The sequence below is a fragment of the Eubacterium sp. AF16-48 genome, assembly GCF_003479405.1.
GTDB classification, from domain to species: Bacteria; Bacillota; Clostridia; order Lachnospirales; family Lachnospiraceae; genus Eubacterium_G; species Eubacterium_G segne.
In genome coordinates this window covers 358,200-381,937 of sequence record NZ_QUHB01000002.1, presented here as the reverse complement: position 1 = coordinate 381,937, position 23,738 = coordinate 358,200, and the positions used below count along the sequence as shown (strand labels likewise).

At 34.6% G+C, this 23,738-nt stretch carries 20 protein-coding genes; 1 reads left to right on the top strand and 19 read right to left on the bottom strand.

The features are described from left to right. Nucleotide 1: 1 nt before the first annotated feature. The 15 genes from ispG to DWW68_RS04045 all read right to left on the bottom strand — a co-directional run bounded on the left by ispG (nucleotide 2) and on the right by DWW68_RS04045 (nucleotide 14,588). The gene (gene ispG, locus DWW68_RS04115; protein ID WP_118588967.1) at nucleotides 2-1,060 is read right to left on the bottom strand and encodes a flavodoxin-dependent (E)-4-hydroxy-3-methylbut-2-enyl-diphosphate synthase; all 1,059 of its coding nucleotides are present in this window, start codon (nucleotides 1,058-1,060) and stop codon (nucleotides 2-4) included. Nucleotides 1,061-1,074: 14 nt separating this feature from the next. Further along, the gene (gene rseP / locus DWW68_RS04110) at nucleotides 1,075-2,376 is read right to left on the bottom strand and encodes an RIP metalloprotease RseP (protein WP_118588966.1); all 1,302 of its coding nucleotides are present in this window, start codon (nucleotides 2,374-2,376) and stop codon (nucleotides 1,075-1,077) included. A 2-nt stretch (nucleotides 2,377-2,378) separates the two neighbouring features. Then, complete coding sequence (locus DWW68_RS04105; protein ID WP_021953369.1) at nucleotides 2,379-3,521, bottom strand: 1-deoxy-D-xylulose-5-phosphate reductoisomerase; 1,143 nt, start codon at nucleotides 3,519-3,521, stop codon at nucleotides 2,379-2,381. A gap of 9 nt (nucleotides 3,522-3,530) precedes the next feature. Continuing rightward, nucleotides 3,531-4,352: a phosphatidate cytidylyltransferase gene (locus DWW68_RS04100; RefSeq protein WP_118588965.1), complete on the bottom strand. Its 822-nt coding sequence runs from the start codon at nucleotides 4,350-4,352 to the stop codon at nucleotides 3,531-3,533. Nucleotides 4,353-4,354: 2 nt separating this feature from the next. Next, nucleotides 4,355-5,086, bottom strand: a complete 732-nt coding sequence (locus DWW68_RS04095; protein WP_021953371.1) for an isoprenyl transferase — start codon at nucleotides 5,084-5,086, stop codon at nucleotides 4,355-4,357. A gap of 114 nt (nucleotides 5,087-5,200) precedes the next feature. Beyond that, nucleotides 5,201-5,755, bottom strand: coding sequence for a ribosome recycling factor (frr, locus tag DWW68_RS04090; protein WP_021953372.1), 555 nt, complete (start codon nucleotides 5,753-5,755; stop codon nucleotides 5,201-5,203). A 32-nt stretch (nucleotides 5,756-5,787) separates the two neighbouring features. Next, the gene (gene pyrH / locus DWW68_RS04085; protein ID WP_021953373.1) at nucleotides 5,788-6,483 is read right to left on the bottom strand and encodes a UMP kinase; all 696 of its coding nucleotides are present in this window, start codon (nucleotides 6,481-6,483) and stop codon (nucleotides 5,788-5,790) included. 226 nt (nucleotides 6,484-6,709) lie between these two features. Then, nucleotides 6,710-7,357 (bottom strand): TrkA family potassium uptake protein, encoded by a 648-nt coding sequence (locus DWW68_RS04080; protein ID WP_021953374.1) that lies wholly within the window; start codon nucleotides 7,355-7,357, stop codon nucleotides 6,710-6,712. A gap of 9 nt (nucleotides 7,358-7,366) precedes the next feature. Continuing rightward, complete coding sequence (locus tag DWW68_RS04075; protein WP_118588964.1) at nucleotides 7,367-8,707, bottom strand: potassium transporter TrkG; 1,341 nt, start codon at nucleotides 8,705-8,707, stop codon at nucleotides 7,367-7,369. 55 nt (nucleotides 8,708-8,762) lie between these two features. Further along, a complete protein-coding gene (locus tag DWW68_RS04070) occupies nucleotides 8,763-10,220 on the bottom strand; it encodes a TrkH family potassium uptake protein (RefSeq protein ID WP_118588963.1) in 1,458 nt (485 codons plus the stop codon). A gap of 15 nt (nucleotides 10,221-10,235) precedes the next feature. Then, nucleotides 10,236-11,594 (bottom strand): Trk system potassium transporter TrkA, encoded by a 1,359-nt coding sequence (gene trkA, locus DWW68_RS04065; RefSeq protein WP_118588962.1) that lies wholly within the window; start codon nucleotides 11,592-11,594, stop codon nucleotides 10,236-10,238. Between the two features lie 95 nt (nucleotides 11,595-11,689). Further along, nucleotides 11,690-13,156: a DUF4173 domain-containing protein gene (locus DWW68_RS04060; protein WP_021953378.1), complete on the bottom strand. Its 1,467-nt coding sequence runs from the start codon at nucleotides 13,154-13,156 to the stop codon at nucleotides 11,690-11,692. 3 nt (nucleotides 13,157-13,159) lie between these two features. Beyond that, nucleotides 13,160-13,366, bottom strand: coding sequence for a helix-turn-helix transcriptional regulator (locus tag DWW68_RS04055; protein ID WP_021953379.1), 207 nt, complete (start codon nucleotides 13,364-13,366; stop codon nucleotides 13,160-13,162). A gap of 10 nt (nucleotides 13,367-13,376) precedes the next feature. Continuing rightward, nucleotides 13,377-13,826 (bottom strand): DUF2975 domain-containing protein, encoded by a 450-nt coding sequence (locus DWW68_RS04050; RefSeq protein WP_118588961.1) that lies wholly within the window; start codon nucleotides 13,824-13,826, stop codon nucleotides 13,377-13,379. Nucleotides 13,827-14,093: 267 nt separating this feature from the next. Continuing rightward, entirely contained in the window at nucleotides 14,094-14,588 is a 495-nt protein-coding gene (locus DWW68_RS04045) for an immunoglobulin-like domain-containing protein (protein ID WP_118588960.1), read from the bottom strand. Between the two features lie 128 nt (nucleotides 14,589-14,716). On the opposite strand from DWW68_RS04045, the gene DWW68_RS04040 reads away from it, so the two are divergent. Beyond that, on the top strand, nucleotides 14,717-15,343 hold the full coding sequence (locus DWW68_RS04040; RefSeq protein WP_021953382.1) for a Maf family protein: 627 nt from the start codon (nucleotides 14,717-14,719) through the stop codon (nucleotides 15,341-15,343). A 61-nt stretch (nucleotides 15,344-15,404) separates the two neighbouring features. On the opposite strand, the gene DWW68_RS04035 is transcribed toward DWW68_RS04040, so the two are convergent. The 4 genes from DWW68_RS04035 to DWW68_RS04020 all read right to left on the bottom strand — a co-directional run bounded on the left by DWW68_RS04035 (nucleotide 15,405) and on the right by DWW68_RS04020 (nucleotide 23,738). Further along, nucleotides 15,405-18,371, bottom strand: a complete 2,967-nt coding sequence (locus tag DWW68_RS04035) for a discoidin domain-containing protein (protein ID WP_118588959.1) — start codon at nucleotides 18,369-18,371, stop codon at nucleotides 15,405-15,407. Nucleotides 18,372-18,544: 173 nt separating this feature from the next. Then, nucleotides 18,545-19,036, bottom strand: a complete 492-nt coding sequence (locus DWW68_RS04030; protein ID WP_118588958.1) for a dihydrofolate reductase — start codon at nucleotides 19,034-19,036, stop codon at nucleotides 18,545-18,547. Between the two features lie 10 nt (nucleotides 19,037-19,046). Beyond that, complete coding sequence (gene thyA, locus DWW68_RS04025) at nucleotides 19,047-19,892, bottom strand: thymidylate synthase (protein WP_118588957.1); 846 nt, start codon at nucleotides 19,890-19,892, stop codon at nucleotides 19,047-19,049. Nucleotides 19,893-19,904: 12 nt separating this feature from the next. Next, nucleotides 19,905-23,738, bottom strand: a complete 3,834-nt coding sequence (locus tag DWW68_RS04020; RefSeq protein ID WP_118588956.1) for a S8 family serine peptidase — start codon at nucleotides 23,736-23,738, stop codon at nucleotides 19,905-19,907.

The following is a 23,738-nucleotide window of genomic DNA, read 5'->3' as shown; positions in this document are numbered from 1 at the left end:
TCTAACTCCTCCAATTCTTTAACTCATCTTCTAGTGCATCAAGAAGCTGATTTTCAGGAACTTTCTTTATAATTTCACCTTTTTTAATTAAAAGTCCCTCTCCTTTTCCTCCTGCGATTCCTATATCTGCCTCTCTTGCTTCTCCCGGTCCGTTTACAACACATCCCATTACAGCTACCTTAATATTCAAATCATCATATTTGGTAACCATATTTTCTACCTTGCCTGCTAAGCCTATTAAATCAATCTGAGTACGTCCACATGTAGGACATGAAACTACGGAAATGCCACCCTTTCTAAGACCTAAAGTTTTAAGAATAAGCTTGGCACTTTTTATTTCCTCCACAGGATTTCCTGTAAGGGAAACTCTTATTGTATCTCCAATTCCCTGATTTAAAATAAGCCCCAGACCTATTGCAGATTTTATGTTTCCTGATGTTACTGTTCCTGACTCTGTAATTCCCACATGTAAAGGATAATTAGTTTTTTGTGCAATTAACTGATGAGCCTTTACACACATCATTACATCTGAGGATTTTATGCTAATTACCAAATTATCATATCCCCAATCCTCTATTGTTTTCACCTTGTCTAAAGCACTTTCCACAATGCCCTCAGCAGTTACCTTCCCATATTTATCTAAAATATGCTTTTCCAATGAACCACTGTTTACACCTACTCTTATAGGAATATTTTTTGCCTTTGCTACGTCAACTACTGCCTTTACCCTGTCCATATCACCTATATTTCCGGGATTAATTCTTATTTTGTCAGCCCCGTTTTCTATAGCTGCTATGGCAAGTCTGTAATCAAAATGAATGTCTGCCACAAGTGGAATATTGATACTTTCTTTTATTTTTCCCAAAGCCTTAGCCGCTTCCATGGTAGGAACCGCACACCTTATAATGTCACATCCTGCAGCCTCTAATTCCTTAATCTGATTAACTGTAGCTTCCACATCTTCAGTTTTTGTATTAGTCATAGACTGAATAAGTATGGGATTTCCCCCGCCTATAACTTTATTTCCTATTTTTATTACTTTAGTATTGTCTCTAAACATAATATTTTCTCCAATTAAATAAGCTTTCTTATATCGTTAAATAATAAGAATACCATTAATGCCATAAGAAGAACAAATCCAACAAAATGAATCATTCCTTCCTTATCCTTTGGTATTGGTTTTCCGATTATAATTTCTATAAGATATAAGAAAATACGTCCACCATCTAATGCCGGTATTGGCAAAAGATTCATAACTCCTAAGTTAGCACTAAGCATAATTGCAAGATTAATAAGGGACAAAATTGTAACAGTGGCACCTGATGACTTAGCACTGGTATAAGTATCTCCAATTACCGTTACTATGCCTACAGGGCCTGAAATTTCATTGGCAGAAACCTGACCTGTAACCAACATTTTAAGACTTTTTAAAACTGTTGCAATTTCATATCTTACTTCCGTGAAGCTATATTTAATAACATTTCCAAAGGAAACCTTTTCTCTTGCAAGATTATAAACAAATCCTCTGTCTGCTATCTCAGTCACCTTAGGTTTAAGTACAACCTTTATTTCTTTTCCTTTTCTGTCTAAAGTGATATTAACCTCTTTTTCTCCAAAAGGGTGTTCACTAATATACTTAGCCATATCACTTCCTGTGGTAATTTTAGTTCCGTCAATTTCCGTAACCACATCTCCTGCCATAACTCCTGCCTCAGCCATAGGAGAGTTCTTAGTAACCTGTTCCACTGTAGCCTTTGTATCCTGAGTAGTATATGACATTCCCACAATAGCTTTCTTCTGGGTTGACGGCTTATAGGTTATGCTCTTTTTCTCGCCGTTTCTTGTAAAGGTAATGCTAATGTTGCTTCCATCTAAAGGATTAACATATTCCTCTAAATATATTTCCCTTCCAAGAGTTGCATGGGCACCGTTAAATTTGGTAATCTGGTCTCCAACTCTAAGTCCTGCCTCATATGCCGGTGATTTTTCATCAACATAAGTTACATATGATTTATCAATTCCCTTTGCTCCAATAACAATTAAAGCAAGAACAAAAGCCAGTATAAAGTTAAAGAAAGGACCGGCAAAAACTATTGCCATTCTTGCCCATATTGATTTTGAATTAAAAGAGCCTTCTTCATTACTGTCTTCATCTTCCCCTAGCATGGCACATGAACCACCTAAGGGTAAAAGTTTAAGGGAATATCTTGTTCCGCTTTTTGCCACATGGCTGTAAATTCTAGGTCCCATTCCTATGGAAAACTCATTTACAGTAACCTTATTCTTTACTGCCACAATAAAATGTCCAAATTCGTGAATTAAAACTAATACACCAAAAATAATTAAAGCTATAACAATTCCTATAAATGTCTGCATTCTTACCACCTGTTCTCAATAAGCTCATATGCCCATTGTTCTATTTCTAATATTTCACTTACTGAAGGATTTTCCTTAACCTTATGATTTTCCATACAATACTGTATAATATCAGTTATTTCCAAAAATCCTATTTTCCTATCAAGAAATTTTGCAACTGCTTTTTCATTTGCCGCATTAAATACTGTAGGCATTGAGCCTCCAATCCGTCCTGCCTCATATGCTAACTTTAATCCGATAAAATTATCTGTATCAGGATTTTCAAAGGTAATCCGGGCTATCTTTCCAAAGTCTACCCTGTCACCGGCTAAAAATCTTCTTTCCGGATAGTATAGTGCATACTGAATAGGCAGTCTCATGTCAGGTGTACCTAACTGTGCTATAATGGCACCGTCTTTAAACTGTACCATGGAATGAATAAGACTTTGTGGCTGGACTACTACCTGAATATCATCAAAATCCACGTCAAAAAGCCACTTTGCTTCAATTACCTCTAATCCCTTGTTAACCATTGTAGCTGAATCGATGGTAATTTTTCGTCCCATAGTCCAGTTAGGATGCTTAAGGGCATCTTCCACCTTTACATCCTTCATCTGTTCCCTTGTTCTTCCTCTAAAAGGTCCTCCGGAAGCAGTAAGTAATATTTTATCAATTTCTTTTCTGTTTTCACCGTTTAAGGACTGAAATATGGCACTATGCTCACTGTCTACCGGCAAAATTTTTACGCCATAATCCTTTGCTGCCTGAATTACCAGATGTCCTGCAGTAACCAGTGTCTCCTTATTTGCCAGGGCAATGTCCTTTCCTGCCTTTATTGCCTCTAATGTAGGACGTATACCAATCATTCCCACAAATGCCGTTACAACAATATCGGCGCCTTTGTATACTGCTGTCTCAATTAATCCGTCCATTCCTGCTACTACCTTTACGGAGGTATCAGCCACCGCTATCTTAAGATTAGCTGCCGCCTCTTCATTGTATACGCATACTATTTCCGGATGAAATTCCCTTATCTGTTCTTCTAATTTTTGTATATTTGAGCCTGCTGCAATGGCAACCACACGCAAATCATCATTGGCTCTTACAATGTCAAGAGTCTGAGTTCCTATGGAACCTGTAGAGCCTAAAATTGTAATATTTTTCATTAATTCTCCTTAAAAAATCTGTACCAAAATCCATATAACAGGTGCTACATATATAACACTGTCAAATCTATCCATTATTCCGCCATGTCCCGGAATAAGTCTGCCATAATCCTTTATATCATGATTTCTTTTAATGGCCGATGCCGCCAAATCTCCCACCATGGATATTAAAGCACCTACTGCACATATTACTGCAAAAACTATTACAGGATTATTTATTGTAATATTATCTGCAAAAACTGAAGCATATACTGCCCCTAAAACTGCTGCACCAACAACTCCGCCTATAGCTCCTTCTATTGACTTTTTAGGGCTAAGCACCGGTGCCATTTTATGTTTTCCAAAGGCTACTCCTGCCAGGTAGGCACATGTATCACTGCCCCAGGAGCAAAGGAATATAAGCCATACGGTATAAGCACCATTGTCTCCTGCCCTTACATTGTAAATATATGACAACATAACACCTGCATATAACATGCACATTATTGCATTGGAAATTTCCTCTGTCTTATATTTCGGGAACATAAATACATACTGTGCCAGAAGACACATAAGAAATACAATTATAAGTATAAGCATGTTTTGTGTTTTTCCCATGAACAAAAGCCCATAGTAGATAACTACTGCCACATATCCCGTAATTCCCGGAAGTTTTTTTTCAATTCCAAGAACCCTGTATAATTCGTATACTCCCACCAGTGATATTAACATATTAGCCACCAACAAAATTATTCCTCCGGGAATAATGGTTGCCAGAATAAGTGCCACTAACACTATTCCACTTAATAATCTTGTCAGAAAAGATTTATTTGCAAATTTACTTAAAATCATGGTTATGCCTTAACTCCTCCAAATCTTCTGTCTCTCTGGTTATACTTTACAATAGCCTTTTTCAATTCTTCCTTATCAAAATCCGGCCACAAAACATCCGTGAAATAAAATTCCGTATATGCTAACTGCCACAAAAGATAATTAGATAATCTTATTTCACCGCTGGTTCTGATAAGTAAATCCGGATCCGGTATTCCTGCCGTATCAAGATATGAACTAATAAGATTTTCAGATATATCCCGGGATTCTATAACTCCATCTTTGACATCCTGTGAAATTTTTGTAACAGCACGCCTTATTTCATCGCGGCTACCATAATTAATGGCAATAATAAAGTTAATTCCCTTATTATCCTTTGAACATTCTTCTAATTCATTAATTCTGTCAATAATATCATCATCTAATCTTGATTTATCACCTATGACTCTTACCTTCATGTCGTTTTTGTTGGCACGTTCAATACAGTCTTTTAAGTAATTTCTTAAAAGCTTCATTAATGCCTTAACTTCATCTTCCGGTCTGTTCCAGTTTTCCGTTGAAAATGCATACATTGTAAGATATTTAATTCCCATGTCATGAGCATCTTCAATTATTTTTTCCACATTTTTAGCCCCTGCTGCATGTCCTGCGTTTCTTGGAAGAAAACGCTTTTTCGCCCATCTTCCGTTTCCATCTAAAATAATTGCAACATGCTGTGGAATGTTAAGTCCCGTAATGTCTATTTTTTCAGCCATACATTATCCGCCTTTCACTAAATTAACCTATGTAAAACATTATCTTTGACAGTGCAAAGAATAGAGGAAACAATAGTCCCCTCTATTCTCTGTAAGTGTGTATAAGCACATATATTATACTGTCATTATCTCCTGTGACTTTGCATCTATGGCATCATCAATTTTCTTTACATATGCATCAGTAGATTTCTGAACATCATCCTGATATCCTTTAATTTCATCTTCTGATATTCCATCTTCCTTGCCTTTTTTCTTAACGGCTTCAATGGCATCTCTTCTAATGTTTCTTATGGCAACCTTAGCATTTTCGCCTTTTTTCTTGACATCTTTTACTAATTCTTTTCTTCTGTCCTCTGTAAGTTCAGGAAATACAAGACGTATAAGCTTTCCGTCATTAGTAGGTGTAAGTCCTAAATCAGATGCATTAATTGCTCTTTCAATATCCTTTAAGAGTGATGCATCCCAAGGCTGAATGCAAATCATCCTTGCCTCCGGAACAGATATGTTACCTACCTGCTGAAGAGGTGTGGGTGTTCCATAATAATCTACCTTAACTTTATCTAAGATATGAGGATTTGCTCTTCCTGCCCTGATTGTTGTGTATTCCTCTTTAAGATTGTCTAATGACTTCTCCATTTTATCTTCATATGTCATTAATAATTCTTCCATTTTATCTATTACTCCTTTAAAAATATGTTTTATTATACAGTTATTTTAGTGCCGATTTTTTCTCCTGATACGGCTTTATTTATACTGTCTTCTTCGTTAAGTCCAAACAAAAGCATTGGCATTTTATTTTCCATTGCCAAAACACTGGCTGCTAAATCAATAACACCTAATCTGTCATCAACTATCTTAGAAATAGGAAGTTCATCATATTTCTTTGCATCAGGGTTCTTAGCCGGGTCGCTGTCATATACACCGTCAATGGCCTTTGCTCCTAAGATACAATCTGCTTCAATTTCAATTGCTCTTAAAACCATGGTCATATCTGTTGAGAAATATGGATGTCCCGTTCCTCCTGCAAAGAACACAACCTTTCCATTATTCAAATCAGCTACTGCTTCATCCTTTGAGAAAAGCTTTGTCCATGTTCCACAGGCAAAAGGTGTATATACGTTAGTATCCATACCTTCTGTTCTAAAGATTTCTGATACATACATACAATTCATAATAGTAGCTAACATACCTATTCCATCTGCCTTAGGTCTGTCAATCTTATTGCTTGTTCTTCCTCTCCAGAAGTTTCCGCCACCAATAACAATAGCTACCTGTACTCCTTTGTCCACAATAGTTTTAACCTGCTTTGCAACTGCCACACAGGTTTCTTCATCAAAGCCTGTTTTCTTATCACCAGCTAAGGCTTCACCACTTAACTTAAGTAAAACTCTATTCATTTTATGTTCCTCTTTTTTTCTGTTTTTATTAGTCGCAATAAGGTGCTTTATGCACAAACTGCTTCCAATTTTAATCTAGAACTAGAATAACATATAAAGTCAAAAAAATAAAGAAGTATCTTATTTTAAAATGGTTTCCAAATTAATTTTCACCTTATTAAGATATTCTGCTTCATTAGCCGTTGTTATTCCACAAATTTTAATAATCGTTTTCTCACCTTTTATCCTATATATGAAAACATTTCTCTATGTTCTTATTTGAGCCAAGAACCAGCATATGACAACCTGCAGTTAACACCATATCAGGAGTAATATTTATATCCAGACGTCCGTCACGTCTAATTGCCATTATGTTTATACCAAAACGTCCTCTGATATCTATTGCACTTACTGTTTTGCCATCCCACTCATTAGGGATTTCAATTTCAAATATTGAGTATTCCTTCCCTAATTCAACATAGTCAAAAATATGGTCGGAAGTATATCTTATGGCACTCCATTTTGCCAACTGTCTTTCTGGATACACCACCTCATCTGCCCCGTTTCTTAACAAAAACTTTGCATGTACATCTCTTGCAGCTCTTGAAACAACCTTTTTTGCCCCTAATTCTTTAAGAAGTGATGTGGTTTCTAATGAACTTTGAAAATCATCACCGATACAAACCATACATACATCGTAATTTCCTACACCTAAAGATTTCAGGAATTCCTCATTGGTACTGTCACCAATTACAGCATTAGTTACAAAATCCAATACTGCATTTACTCTATCCTCTTTTTTATCTACTGCCATAACCTGATGCTTTAATTCATACAGATTTTCAGCGATATGTCTCCCAAATCGTCCAAGTCCTATTAACAAAATTGATTTCATAATCTTCTCCTATCCTACCATTATTTTTTCTTCCGGGAATTTTGCCACATCTTTTCTCTTACTTGATACTGTAGCAAAAATCACTGTGAGACCGCCAACTCTTCCAAACAGCATAAGCACTATAAGAACAATTCTCGAAATCACACCTGTATGAGGAGTTATTCCAAGAGTAACACCTACCGTGCATACTGCAGAGGCCGACTCAAACAATGTATCAATAATATTAAATCCATCCACTGCACATATTATAATTCCACCCATAAGAAACAAAAAGCTGTAAAGCAGCAATATGGCTGCCGCACTTTTTATTACCTCTTCAGCAATTCTTCTCCTAAACAAATGAGGGGATGATTTTCTTCTAAACACCGATATTGACGAAGCCAAAAGTACCGCAATGGTAGTTATCTTCATTCCACCTGCAGTAGAACCTGTAGCACCACCTACCATCATTAACACAATCATAATTAACTGTCCTGCCCCGGAAATCTTAGTTAAATCCACAGTGTTAAATCCGGCAGTTCTAGGGGTAACTGTTTGAAATAGAGATGCCAATGCCCTGTCTGCCCCTGACATATGCCATTTTGCTCCTGAAAATTCACAAAAATAAAAATAAACAAAAGGAATAACTATAAGTCCTATGGTTGCTGACAAAATAACCTTGCTTTGCATTCTATACTTACTAAATTTAAATTTGTGTGTTCTAATATCATCCCAGGTCATAAAGCCTATTCCACCCAATAAAATAAGAAGCACAATAACTAAATTAATTACAATGTTGCCGGAAAAAGATGTAAAGGATGAATACTTTTCATTTATTCCCATAAGGTCAAATCCCCCATTGCAAAATGCTGATATTGAATGAAAAATCGAATACCATATTCCTTTAAGTGCCCCCATTTTAACGGCAAAAACAGGGTACATTAAAACCGCTCCCGTTAATTCAATTACAAATGCCATTTTAATGATAAATCTTGTAAGCCTTACTATTCCCTCAAGCTTTGGTGCAGAAATTGCCTCCTGCATAACTGTTCTTTGCATAAGACCTATTTTTCTTCCTGACATGGCGGCAAAAGCTACCGCAATGGTAACTATTCCCATTCCACCTATTTGTATAAGAAATAATATCACTGCCTGTCCAAAGTCTGACCAATACGTCGCCGTGTCCTGAACTACTAATCCCGTAACGCAAACTGCCGATGTTGCCGTAAATAATGAGTCTAAAAAGGAAGCCCCTTCTCCACTACGTGCAGAATACGGTAGCATCAGAAAAAGACTTCCTATAATAATCATTCCTACAAATCCTAAAAGTATAAATTGTGCCGTTGATAAATGTATACGTCTCTTTTCCATAACTATCTCCTAATCATAAAAGATATTATACATCACCGGTATTTTTTTCACAACTCTATCTTTTGAAACTCCATACATCCCTTGAAAACAATATTAATATAGGGTATATTTCCAATCTGCCGGCTAACATATCTATTATTAATATTATTTTTGAAAAATCACTAAATAGTCCAAAATTACATGTAGGGCCTACCTGATCAAGTCCCGGACCTATATTGTTAAAGCAGGATAAAACAGCCGTAAAATTAGTAATAATTGAAAATCCATCCACTGCTATTAGCAAAAAGCTTCCAAAAATAATAATAAAATATGTTGCCACGTAAATATTGATTCCGCTAATTACTTTTTCATTTACAGCATTTCCATTGTTTCTTATAACTTCAACTTTATTTGGATTTAAGGTCTTTCTTATTCCACGTCGTATGCTCTTTAACAATAGCAACAACCTTCCACACTTAAATCCGCCGCCGGTACTACCTGCACATGCTCCAATCATCATTAACACAACTATTATTGATTTAGAAAACTCAGGCCATTTATCAAAATCTACAGTAGCAAAACCCGTAGTTGTAATTATACTGGCTACGGTAAAAGCTGCATGATGTAAAGCTTCCCCAATACTTCCAAACATATGGTAAATATTAATGGTTATAGCTGTAATGCTTGCAACAACCAATCCTAAATATAATCTAAGTTCCCCATCCTTTAACACTGTTTTAAATCTTCTTAACAAAAGAAGGTAATAACAACTGAAATTTACACCAAACAATAACATAAATATGGTGCAGACATTTTGAATGTAAGGACTATATCCTGCCATACTGTCATTTTTAATTCCAAATCCACCGGTTCCTGCTGTTCCAAATGCCGTACAGACTGAGTCAAACAACGACATTCCTCCTAACAGTAAAAATATTACATTAATTACTGTAAGTGCCATATATAACATATATAATATCATTGCCGTGTCACGCATTCTCGGTGCTAATTTTTCCACATTAGGCCCCGGGCTTTCAGCCCTTAATAGATGAAGAGTAAATCTGTTACTTCTTCCATTAGCCGGAGTAACTGCCAGCAAAAATACCAGAACTCCCATTCCACCTAACCAGTGACTGAAACTTCTCCAGTAAAGCATTCCTCTGGACATAGTTTCCACCTCAGGAAGAATTGAGGAACCTGTAGTGGTAAATCCTGATACCATTTCAAATAACGCATCAATAAAATGTGGAATTTCCCCTGATATATAAAAAGGGAGACATCCTAATAAACTAATGGCTATCCAGCTTAAACCTACACAGGCTAAACCTTCCTTTACAAAGAAACGCTGTTTTGCCTTTCTTCCCAAAACAAATAACAATGCTGATACAGCCATAATAATTAATATACTAAGGACAAAACTTATAAATGCCTTATACTCTTTGTCAAAGACACATATTAACATTGCCGGTGTCATAAAGACCGCTTCAACTGCCAATATTTTTGAGATGAAACGACCCATAACTTTATAGTTCATTATTACTTCCTTTCATTAATCAAAAATATCATTAAGCTTATGTATTACCGCATCTCCCGTAGCAACTACAATAACTGTATCTCCCACTTCAAACTTTGATTCACCATCAGGTATAACTGTTTTTCCTTTGTGAGTAATACATACAATAAGTACATTTTTTCTTACTTTTACATCTCTTAATGCCATTCCGCAATTTTTAGTATGTTCGTCAGCTAAAAATTCCAAAGCTTCCACCTGTCCGTCAACTATACTATGAACTGAAATTGCCGCTCCTGTCTGTGCCTCTAATGCTCTTACATATCTTACTATGGTATTGCAGCACAATTCTTTAGGACAAACCACGCTTCCTATTTGCAAGCTGTCCTGTATATTACTTTTTTCAGTATGGGCAACCTTTGTAATAACCTTCGGCACTCCACTGCTTTTAGCATATAAGGAAATAATAATGTTAAGCTCGTCCATACCTGTTAAGGTAATTAATGCATCACAATTTTCTATTCCCTGACTTTCTAACATAGTTCTTCTGCTGGCATCACCATTGATAATAGTTGTCTCCGGCAACATTTCCGCAAGATTTCTCGCTCTGTCGGGATCCTGTTCAATAATCTTTACAGACACTCCCGTTCCTTCTAGTTTCTTTGCCAAATAATAGCTTACTCTTCCACCACCACACAAAATTACATTTTTAATTTTATGGGTAATAATACCAAGATTTTTCAATAAAATACTCATATTGGTGCTTGGTGCAGTAACGTAAATACGGTCACCTTCCCTTAAAATAAAGTTACCATCCGGTGCCACAACAACACCATTTCTTCTAACTGCGCAAACCAGTATTTTACACTTAATTATTCCGTACAGTTCATTAAGGGAAACATCTTTAAGAACACTCTTTCCATCAATTTCTAATTCCACAATTTCAACTTTTCCCTTTGCAAAGGTATCTCTCTGTAAAAATCCCGGATATTTAAGCAATCTCTCTATTTCAATTGCTGTCTGCTTTTCAGGATTAACAGCCAAAGATAACCCAAATTCTCCGCTCATGTTATAAATCTGTTCACTATATTCCGGATTTCTTATTCTTGCTATTGTATGTAATCTGTCATTCATCTTATGTGCTGTCATACAAGATAATAAATTAATTTCATCTGCTCCGGTAGCTGCAATAAGCAAGTCTGTTTTTTTGATTTCAGCCTTATTCAATACTGACATTAATGCACAGTTTCCCTGAATTGCCATAACGTCATATCTCTCTAAGCTTGCCTCTAATACCTTTGGATTGGAATCAATTAAAGTTAAATCACACCCTTCTGCTGACAATTTTCTAGTCAGAGTTGCGCCAACTTTTCCATCTCCAGCAATAATAATTCTCAATTATCTATCCTCCCATAAAAGAACATACTAAACAAAGTTATTATAAACCTTATGTGTAGAAAATCAAGTAATGATTATTTCCATGGTATTTATATTTACTTTACATTCTTTCCTGCATTATATCTTGATAAATTAAAACTCCTTATTCCACCGTCTTTGTATTTTTCTAATTTCTTATAATACCTCTTTTTGTTTAAATATCGTGTCACCTTCTCATTTTTCTCATCCAAAACCGCCGGCACACTGTCTGCTGAAAGATTAATGATATAATCCATATCCACATAAATATTTATCTCATAAGGGTCATCATTTTTATTTTTATCCATAATATATTGACACTGGGATAAATTGTATTTAGCTATAATATAATCAACATGACTAAAGGACAAAACAATAAAACAGCATATTACAACTACCATTGAAAAGGAAAATAAATTTAATTCTTTATGGAAGTTTTTAATGACTAATCCCAGCATAACCATACCTATAACAACTAACAGCCACAATACAAAAATCCTTGAAAAAGTGAGACCATACTCTTCTATGTACATTTTCATTCTGTATTCGCTGGAAAATATCATTATAAATGTACACAGGCATATTACTCCCGAAACCACCTTCATGAATTTATTTACTTTTACAAATTCCATGGTAAGCAGTATAACAAGAACATTTACACAACTTAAAAACAACAGCTGGAAAAATCCCTGTCTGGCATATTGTGCATATGTATATCCCTGAGGAAGACTGCCTCCATGACCAAATAGATATACCACCTGTATAGTGGCAAACATCACATAAACAACAGCTACCATTGACATAATTATATTAACGGGAAGTGCAGCCATCTTGTTTTCTTTTTCATTTATGTATACTTTTCCATTTTTCACATAAAAAGAAAATGCATATGCCAGGGCATAAGATACAATTATCATAATTACTATTCCGGTTAAATTAAGAATAAGAGTATCTAATTTAAAAATTTTAACTATCATGTTTCTAAAAACACTATCTGCACTGGCTAGGATAATGGTTACCATCATTACAACAGGCAGAGCACAGCCTACACCAATTAATATGTATTTTATATTTTTATTTCGGTCTTTATCCATTTTTAATGCTTTTATTCCATGGGTAAAAGGCTTTGACAGTTCTCCTATGCATCCAAATATACACTGGCACACAGCCATGGATTGAATGCACATTCCCAGTTTTTTTATGTCAATAAACATATATATCATATTTACTGCTATGGCTATGAAAATCACCATATAGTTAAAAAACAGAATACTCTGATTATCCGTAGTAAAATTTGAAATTCCAAGAAGTATGATTACGCAATCATAAAAAATATTTATTGGCTTTTGCTTTTTTTCATATTTACGTGCCACATACGCAATATAAATTACCGTTGCCACTGTCCACAGCACATTGGTAATTCCCGAAAAATTCTTGTAAAGGCAAAAAGTAAGTACCACTGCATATATAAATGACGATAATCCCAGCACCTTAAAATCCTGTTTTTCTTTCTCTTCCATTTCTTTTCTCATATTATTTTCCATAAATTAATCCTCCACAAACTGTAATATATCTCCCGGCTGGCACTGTAAAACCTTACATATTTCATCTAATGTTGAAAAACGGATTGCTTTCGCCTTATTGTTTTTAAGAATAGATAAATTTGCCTGAGTTATTCCCACCTTTTGGGATAACTCCGTTAAGCCCATTTTCCTTTGTGCCATAACCACATCTAAATTTATTACTATAGCCATCGGGCACCTCCTATATTGTTAAATCATTTTCCAGTTTATAAGTTACGGCCTTGTCAAACACCTGTGCCAGTACACGGCTAAATAATCCTGCAATTATAAAAACCATCATTATCGCCATAGTGGCAAGGGTTATGTTAAATAGGCATTTCACTGCCATAAAAAATACAATTCCTACACTGTATATGGACATTTTTTTAAGACTTGTCACGTTATTTCTAACAAAGCAGTCATCTGCTATTACGGTTTTAAACATTTTTCTTAACTCCCATACAATCATAAGGGAAAATATTCCACAAAGCCCCAATACCACACTGTTTTGCCATATGTACTTTTCTATTCCCGGCTCCACATATTTTCCATATGTTTTCAGTAGAAAAGGTAATGTGGCTGTGATAAGTATTCCTAAAACAAACATAATATCAAGAACAGCCTTTGTAAATCTGGTAATATTTAACTTCATTTTGTCCTCCTTTTAAAGTTTTAATTTACTGGTATCCTTACAATTCATAATAATCCTCTAATGTATGAAAGTCAATATATTTTTATCGTTTTTCAATAAATAATTATTGATATTAGAAAAAATTAACGGATTTACAACGTTTTTCTTTATTACTCAATCATGTTTTTGCACTAATAAAATACATTATTCCTGTATATACCAATAAAAATCCTCACAAAAAATAACAGCCTTCTAATATTTAGAAAAGCTGTTATTTTTTACTATAGATTATCTTTTTATTCTGAATGTAGCATACCGTCCCCTAGCCTTCACATCATAGTCCACATATATTCTATATTTTCCCGGTTGCAGGTCTTCTTTATTATATGCATATGTAAGATTATATGTTTTATATGCCGATGACTTTTTAGGAAGTACATACGCTATGCTATTAAAAGCCATTTTACCACCATGTCCATACTCAACTTTCCGCCATTTTCCATTAACATATTTTTTGATAAAGTATACCTCACCATAGTATTTTTCCCGGTTAGTTTTGTTAATGAACTTAACCTTCACCTTTACCGCTTTCTTTGTGCGTTTCACCTTAGCTACCTTTATATAGGCTTTAGGTTTCTTTTTTCTTTTAACCTTTTTCTTTTTTGTTGTGACAGTAACCTTTTTACCTACAGTATTATTTGCTGAAACATTCCATATTGGTGCCACTGTAGTTACCATGGTAATTACAAGCATTGTAACAATAAATTTTCTTATTTTATTCATCCACTGCTTTCCTTTCTTTCATTTCTATCTATAATAATCCTTAAAAATATTACTTTGTTAGTTGTTTACAAAATTTATTTTCACTGGTAAATTATACTGGTATTTATATTAAAGTTTAAGGAGTAAATATGATTAATTTAGATAAAACAAAAATTATTTTAGCATCTCAATCTCCCAGAAGATGTGAACTTATGAAGCAGGCAGGTTTTGAATTTGAAATCATAAAATCAGAGGTTGATGAGAAAATCACTAAATCTATCCCTTCCGATATTGTAAAAGAACTTTCCCTTCAAAAAGCTGACGATGTTTTTAACAAGCTTATGTCTCATATAGATTTTTCTCTTATGGCTTTTGAAGATTTGTCTTTTTTAGTTATTGGTGCCGACACCATAGTTACCAAAAACGGTAAAATAATGGGAAAACCTAAAAACTTTGAAGAAGCATTTTCAATGATTAAATCCATTCAGGATTCAACTCATAAGGTTTATACCGGAGTTACATTAATAAAATATGATTTTAATACAAAGCATAAAGAAATTTACTCATTTTTTGAATCTACAGATGTTACTTTATATCCTATGACAGACCTAGAAATAAGCAGCTATATTTCTACCGGAGATTGCTATGACAAAGCCGGAGGATACGGTATTCAGGGACAATTTGCCGTATATGTAAAAGGTATCAATGGAGATTATAATAATGTTGTGGGACTTCCAATTGCCCGCCTTTATCATGAGCTTAATTTAATGAAATAAAAAATCCCCTATAGCCATATTTAATTAAATTAATACGACTATAGGGGGTATTTTTTATATATTATTTGTTATACAACTGGAATTCATATAGCCTTATTGTACCTGCACTATCTCCCGGATTAAATATTTTAATCTGAACGTAACGTGCTGTCTGTGTACCAATATTATATGATGAAACCGAATTATTGTTGTTATTTTGATAATCAACAGATGTCCATGTCTTTCCATCCTCTGATACCAATATTTCCCACTCTGATGCATTAGCAAAATTTTCTTTGCTTTGTGTATTGTATATTGTGTATGTATTAAACGTCTTCTTACTTCCTAAGTCAATTTTAACTGAATGCATTACACCGTTAAATGTTGATTCGGAAGAACTCCTTGAACACCATTTCGTATCAAGATTTCCGTCAATTAACTTTTCAGCTGCTTCATTTACATTTGTCTGACCTGATGTATGAAGAATTGACGCTCCACTACACAAGTTGTTTCCACTTGTAACAGCTGTATCCAGCTTTGCGGCTTTTTTTGAGCCATGAGTTTTAGGACCAATCATAGGATAAGTAGGATTATCAACACCTGCTATTCCTTCTGTTATCCAGTTATCCTGATAATATCTGAATCCTGTAAATGCCCATGTACCATTCTTCAATTCTTCCACATATTTAAGACGAAGTGACTCAATACAGTCATATCCTGTTATCTGATATACCAGCTTGCTCCATGGTGTAGATGTGTCCTTTGGATTATCATCATACTTTGTTCCCTTATTTGTCTTTAACATATTATTTATGCTATCAATAAGTCCTAATTTTACAGTTCCGTCAGATGACTTAGTTGTAGGATATTTTGCATCCATATATGCAAAGAACCATTTGTTATTGCCATATGCCTGATATCCCCAGTCCTGAAGGGATGTATCACTTGCCTGGTATACCTGGACATTGTCTTCAGTTGCCCAATGGTAATAACGGAATCCACCATAGTTCGCCATATTTTCAACCCACCACGCTGAACCGGAAGATGTAACATTTCCGTACTGCTGTGCTGCATGAGTAAGCTCGTGAGAGAAATATCCTATACCTACCGGATTAGAATTCATCCAGTCTACTGAAATTACAATGGAATTTCCCATAGTGTATGCAACTCCGTCATAACCCTTATCTGCTACTATAAACATTCTCTTAGGTTCTGAACCTGTTCCCCATCTTGTATACTGACGTGGATAAACCTGATAGAATAAATCCTTAAGATTCTTCTTATAGTTTGTTGCAGTAACCTGATCCCAGTCTCCTGTGAAAATAGCTTCGTACTCATTTTCCAGTAATAATGCACATCCCTTTAAGCTAATTTCCGATAATTGGAATGAATCTCCATATCCTTCTGTTACTGTTAATTTAAAATGTTTATATGAGCCAACGTTATCTACAATGTATGTATAATCAGCATAATTAACATCCATTATTCCACTATCATTTACCGTGTCAATTACATCCCAGTTATTTCCATCATTTGAACCATATAACACCCATGATTTTATTGAACGGTTCTTATATGTAGCGTTATCATTGGCAGTTGTTAAAGTATAACTATATAACGATGTGCTTTCCTTCATTGTCCACGCTATTGAACATGGTGTTGCAGTATTGGTAAATAATTTTGTTGATGTATCACCGTCAAAAAGATTCTCAACACCTTCATTTCCATTATATCCTACAACAGTTGTAGCTGATGTGTTAATTCCACTTATATGGTCATCTAAATCAACACCAATGTTTTCTGTTTTCTGAACAACATCACCTTTTATGTATATTTCTGACAACTGTGAGCCGTAATACAACTTTCCATCATCACCACTGCTCTCAATTCTTAACATAAAGAACTGACATGCTTTTTGAGCATCAGTATCATATGAGTATCCTTTGTTATTTTCATGACCTATTCCACCATTGTCCACTGCATCAAGCTGTACCCAGTCAGTACCGTTTACAGAGCCTAACAATTTCCATTTATATGGATTTCTATGTGGATAAGTAGCTGCATCACCTGCTGTTACTAATGTGTAGTTTCTGATTATGGTAGCACGTTTCATTTTCCATGCGATGGAAATAACCGGTGCATCCCCTGTAAAGAATTTTGTATTTACATTTCCATCAAACAAGTTATTTATTCCTTCATTGTTAGAAGTATTTCCTTTTGTAGATGAAAATTCCGTATCAATTCCGTCAATATATTTATTAAGGGAAATATTTGATGCCACCTCAGCATCAGCACCTTCACTTTGAACTCCCGGTTTCTTATATGTAGTACGATCTACTTCAGCCTTTGTAGTTGTTTCCTCAGGCTTTGCTGTAGTCTCCGGTTCTGCCGGTTTCTCAGTAGGTGCCACTGTAGTATTTTCCTCAGCCTCTGCTGTAACAATAGTATTTCTGTTCATATAATCCACCTTCTTATATGAACTGTCTACAACAGAAAGAATACTATCATACAGATACTCATGACCTCTCATATTACTCATAAGATTTCTGTTATAAAGTTTTCCTGCTACGTCATATACAGACATTGTGCTTATATTGCTATAAACATAACTGCCATCTTTTAATTTAGCATATGCCCTTACACTTATGCCCTGTTTATAAAACTCTGCATTTTTTATAAATTCCATTGTAAGACAGTAGCTTTTTGCATTATCCAATGAACTGTACTTTTTGCCTGTCTCTCCCAATGGTGTTGCTGCATATGAATGAACTGTAGTATTTAAGCTTCCTACTATCATTTCATCTTCTGAAACCGAATCGGCAAGTCCGTATACCAATCCTATTTCATCTGTTTTATCTGTTTCCGATACAGAGTAAATGGTTCTAAATGCTTCTAACATTGCACTTATCTGAAAACCATTTATTTCAAGTTTAACATTACCCGATGCATACACATCTTTAGGCATAGTTATTGGCTGAACCAATAGCACTAACGCCAAAACAAAAGATATCATTGCTTTAAATTTCTTTTTTATAGACCCTTTTTTCATAATACCTCCTATTGATATTTTAATATATTAATTTAATTATTGTTTGTTTTTTTGTATTTTTCAAGTATCGCTATTTTTTATTACGGTTCTATTTTTTAGCATAAAAATAAAGCTGTAACTTAAGCCTGTTAATTGCTTAAATTGCAACTCTATTTTTATAACATCAATTAATATTATTTACGCTTATAAGTTCTGAAATAATACTCCAAATCGAAATAAGTATTTTCTTCACTTTCTTCAACCATTTCCCATTCATCCGGCATTTCATCTAAATTAGGTATGAAAGTGTCTGCTGCATATTCATAGTCAACATAAGTAACATATGCAGTATCACAGTATGGAAGCATCTGTTTATAAATGCTTCCTCCACCAATTACAAATACATCTTCAGTATTGTATTTTTTAGCTTCCTCTAATGCCTCTTCTATAGAATAAACCACTGTAGCCCCGTCTACCTTGTAATCTTTTTCAAGAGCAATTACAATGTTCACCCTATTTTTTAATGGTTTTGAATTAGGAAAACTTTCTAATGTATTTTTTCCCATAATAACAACTTTTCCTGTTGTTGTTTCCCTGAAAAATTTCATATCATCAGGTATGCTTACAAGTAAATCATTTTTGTAGCCTATAGCCCAATTCTTATCCACTGCAACAATTAAATTCATTTTGTTCCTCCTAAACTGCAACAGGTATTTTTATCTGTTCACCTGTAACATAATCTTCTAATTTTAAATCATCTACCGTAAAATCATAGAAATTCTTAATTTCAGGATTTATCCACAATTTTGGTGCCGGATACTGCTCTCTGCTGATTAATTCCTCAACTAAAGGAACATGTCTGTCATAAATATGAGCATCAGCTATTACATGGACAAATTCTCCCACCTCCATGTCATTTACCTGAGCCAATATGTGAACCAAAGCTGCATACTGACAAACATTCCAGTTATTTGCAGTAAGTACATCCTGGGAACGCTGATTTAACATACCGTTTAATACAAGTTTCCCTGTTTCTTTATTTTTCGTTACGTTAAAAGTCATGCTGTATGCACATGGATATAAATTCATTTCAGACAAATCCTGATGTACATAAATGTTTGTAAGTATTCGTCTGCTGTAAGGATTGTTCTTTAAATCATAGAGAACTCTGTCTACCTGATCCATATCACCTTCCTTATAGTGATGCTTAACACCTAACTGGTAGCCATATGCCTTACCTATTGAACCGTTTTCATCAGCCCATGCATCCCATATATGGCTGTTTAAATCATTTACATTGTTAGATTTTTTCTGCCATATCCACAGTAACTCATCTAAGCAGTTTTTAAAACCTGTTTTACGAAGAGTTATTGCCGGAAATTCCTTCTTTAAATCATATCTGTTTACAACCCCGAATTTCTTTATGGTATATGCAAAAGTACCGTCCTCCCACTTTGGTCTGACCTTTTCACCCTTTGTGTCTATACCGTTATCAAGAATATCTCTGCACATATCAACAAATACTTTATCTGCGTAACTCATTAACTTCTCCTCTTATTTCTTCTTTACCTTAACTGTCTTAACCTTAGACCAGCTGCCATATTTCTTTGATTTACCTGTTTTACGGTATGCTCTTGCCTTAATATAATATGTCTTTTTAGCACTAAGCTTCTTTATTACAGCCATGTTTTTCTTAGTATTAACAGTTTTTGTGACTTTCTTTTCAAATTTCTTTGATGTAGAATATTTAATCTGGTATCCTGAAGCTGCACCTACCTTTTTAAGTGTAAGTTTTATGCTCTTATTGTTTTTAGCCCTTACTGCTTTCTTAACAGATGTTTTTCCCGGCTTTATATATATATCGGTATACTCTGCTTTTACACTTGCCGTGATTTTTGCCGGTAAGTCATATGCTCTTGCAGTATATACATAACCGGTTTTGCCCTTCTTAACAGATTTTCCATTAACTATGAACTGGCTTATATTAACTTTCTTATCCATTACTGCTGCTTTCAAGGTAACTGTATCTCCCGGCAGATAATAACCCGTACCTTCTACATAAGCACCAAACTCAGATGTATCTTCAACATAAACCGCACCGGAATCTATCGGAATACATAATATCTTTGCATCATCCTCATAATCATCTTCATCATAAAAATCTTTATTTGACAGCTTGCTTTTATTAGACCCAAATTCTTTACCGTCGTCATCAGCCATTGCAAAACCATATACAACGTATAATTTATCTCCTGCTGTTGTAGCATATAAATTATCAAATTCAAGATTTGATGCATTAAGTGCATACTTTGAAGCAATAAACTTATCCTTTGCAATATTATATGTGAAAGTATCACCTAATGAATCTACACGTAAGTTTGTATATATGATTCCACCTTTTACAAGACCAATTTCACCCATTAAAACAGCAAATTTTTTATTCTTGCCCTCAATTATCTGGGTATCAATTGATTTTCCAATAGTTGCTTTTGACTTTGTCCATTTTGTTCCATCATATATCAGGTTAGCCGGAACATTCATTGTACCATTTGAACCTAATGTAACAACAATCTTTTTACCTACCTGGATAGCCTTTGAATATGCTCTGCCCTCCGGTAAACTCTTTGCGGAATACCACTTCTTAGATGCTGTTGAATATTTCATAACTGTCTTTGAAAAATTATCATCTTCATCAGTACCGCCCATTAAATAAAGTTCACCATTATATGAAGCCAGTATAACTCCATTTAATCCTTCTTTTTCCTTAGGCATATTAGAAAGCTTCTTCCAACCCTTTTCATTATCATAGTACGCCAAAATAGTATTTTGTGCAAAGCCTTCGTCAAGAGTTATACAACCATAAACAACACCATTAGAACATACATAATCTGTTTCATTATAAATCGAAGCAGTTGCGGCATTTTCATATTCTTTTCCAAATACATCTGATGAAAAACCAAACGTACCGTATCGCCAGTAAAAGTCATCCTTACCTGTATCTTCGTCTTTGTATTCCACTCCTTGTGACACTGTACCTTCCCCATCTATATATATCAAATTTCCACCATTAGAAATCATTTGTCCGCCATTTAATTCTGCATCTACAGATGGTCCCACGTTGAAACCGGTACCGGTAGCAAAGAAGTATTCTTTTTCATATGAACGCTCACCTTTAACCAGTTTTATCTTTACTGACTTATTCTGATATGATTTACCATCAACAAGAATTGTCTTTCCATTATTTGATATTGTACTTATCTTTTTATCATTAATATATACTTCAGCATTATCTGTGTAATAACCGGATATTTCTATCTGTTTTTTACTGTTAAACTTAATCTTGTCTATAGTCATAGTCGGATTACCTATTTTAGATAAATCAAGTACTCCGCCTGTTAATATCCTGCCTTCAAAATTATGATTATTTCTTGCACTTCCTAAAATTCTTGCTTTTATCTGGAGTGCATTTTCATTTGTATATGCATTAGCCACTGCTGCAACAGCACCTGTAACATATGGAGTAGCCATAGATGTTCCATTGTAATAATCATACATACCAAATTCATCCGGTGATACATTTTCCCTGCTTATGCCCCAATTGTCTACATAAACAGTAAAATCACCTTCCTCATATGAGCTAACACATAACAATATTACATGTTGTTCATCTTTTTTGCTCTTTGATGATACCTCTCCTGAAAAATGAGACCAGTAATTACCGTTTTCATCTATATAAGCACTGGCAAACACTCCATCTTCAAGAGTATCTAAATCACTTATATCCACTTTTCCGTTTTTGTCTAATTTACAATCTATGGCATAAATTACCGAATTGTCACCACCTAACCAGTCATCATTTGTTGCCTTTGGACCACTTACCTTAACCATAGCACTGGCTGATGTACCTGTATCTGATGACTTCATTGTATATGGAAGGCACATAAAATACATTCCATCTTTCTGTGCACCTTTTATTTCCCATTTAAGTGATTTGTTGTTATAAGACTTTTCTCCAAAATACTCACTATTTGTAGTTGATACATTCATAGTTCCATCAGATTCACTTAATGTTCCGTAAGCCACTTCATTATTTTCAGGTGTAGCTACCATCTTTCCTTCTTCATTAAAAACATTCAAAATGCTTTCATTATCAAAATTAACATATGTACTACATAATTTATCTTTGTTATCATATATTCCCGGATTAAAGCAATTATATGAAACTGTTGATAAAATATCAGCACCGGGAGCTGCTATGTCAACGCTCTCTGTTCCATAATTTGAAAATCCTGCCAATTCATCCTTTTCATTAGAAGCTGCAACGGAAATTATATATGTACTATCTATAGATGAAGGATAATTATTCATTAAGTTTTCATCATTATCAGAGCCATCATTTCCTGCTGCACATACAGATATAGCGCCTTTCTTTCCTACAAGCTCAATAAGATTTTTTATAATTTCATCTTCTTCATCTGCTGAGCCACCCCAGGAATTATTTACAGCTACTACATTTACACCTAACTGCTGTGCCTTGTAAATATAATTGTACGCTCCTATGGCATCCATTCCACTTCCGCTGCCTTCTTCATTGAGAGTTTTAAGTGCCATTACTTTTATATTGTTACTTTTAGCAATTCCGGCAATTCCAACTCCATTATTTGATTTTCCTGCCGCAATTCCGGCACAATGTGAACCATGACCGTTATCATCCATAGGGTCTGTGTCATAATTAACAAAATCATAGCCGTGCTCGCCATATAATTTTCTGTTGTTATAAGGATTATTCCAAACAATATCTTTTAAATCTTCATGTTGGTAATTAATACCGGTATCAACTATTGCAATTACTCTTTCCTTATTGTCCTTATTATCTAATAATGGTGTGTCTGCATTTACATCAATGCCCTCTGTACCGTTATTCTGTCCCTTATTGTCAAGTCCCCACAAATACTTATAGTAACTGTCATTGTAGTCTGATGCTTTTATTTTATAATTTGGTTCAGCATATTTAACGTTACTTTTCTTTTTTAAGATACTAATTAATTCCTTGGTACTATACTTATCAGACTTAACTAATGACACTGAAAATCCATTGTCACTAACCTTGTCAGCCGATTTTGCATTAACTGATGTATCTGAATTAAAAACATATGTTTCTACAACTTCCATATCATCATCTGCAATGTTGCTGCCGGCACTTCTTGTTGACGTTTTAGTGTTTCCATACATAACAATAGCCTGACCCTCAACATAATTTCTGCTGCTCTTTACTGCTTTTTTCTCTTTGGTTACTTTCAAACTTTGATTTGCCATAGTTGGCACTGCCGTACATGTCAAACACATTGCAAGGGTCAATGCCATGGCTTTCTTCGCCATTCTTTTCAT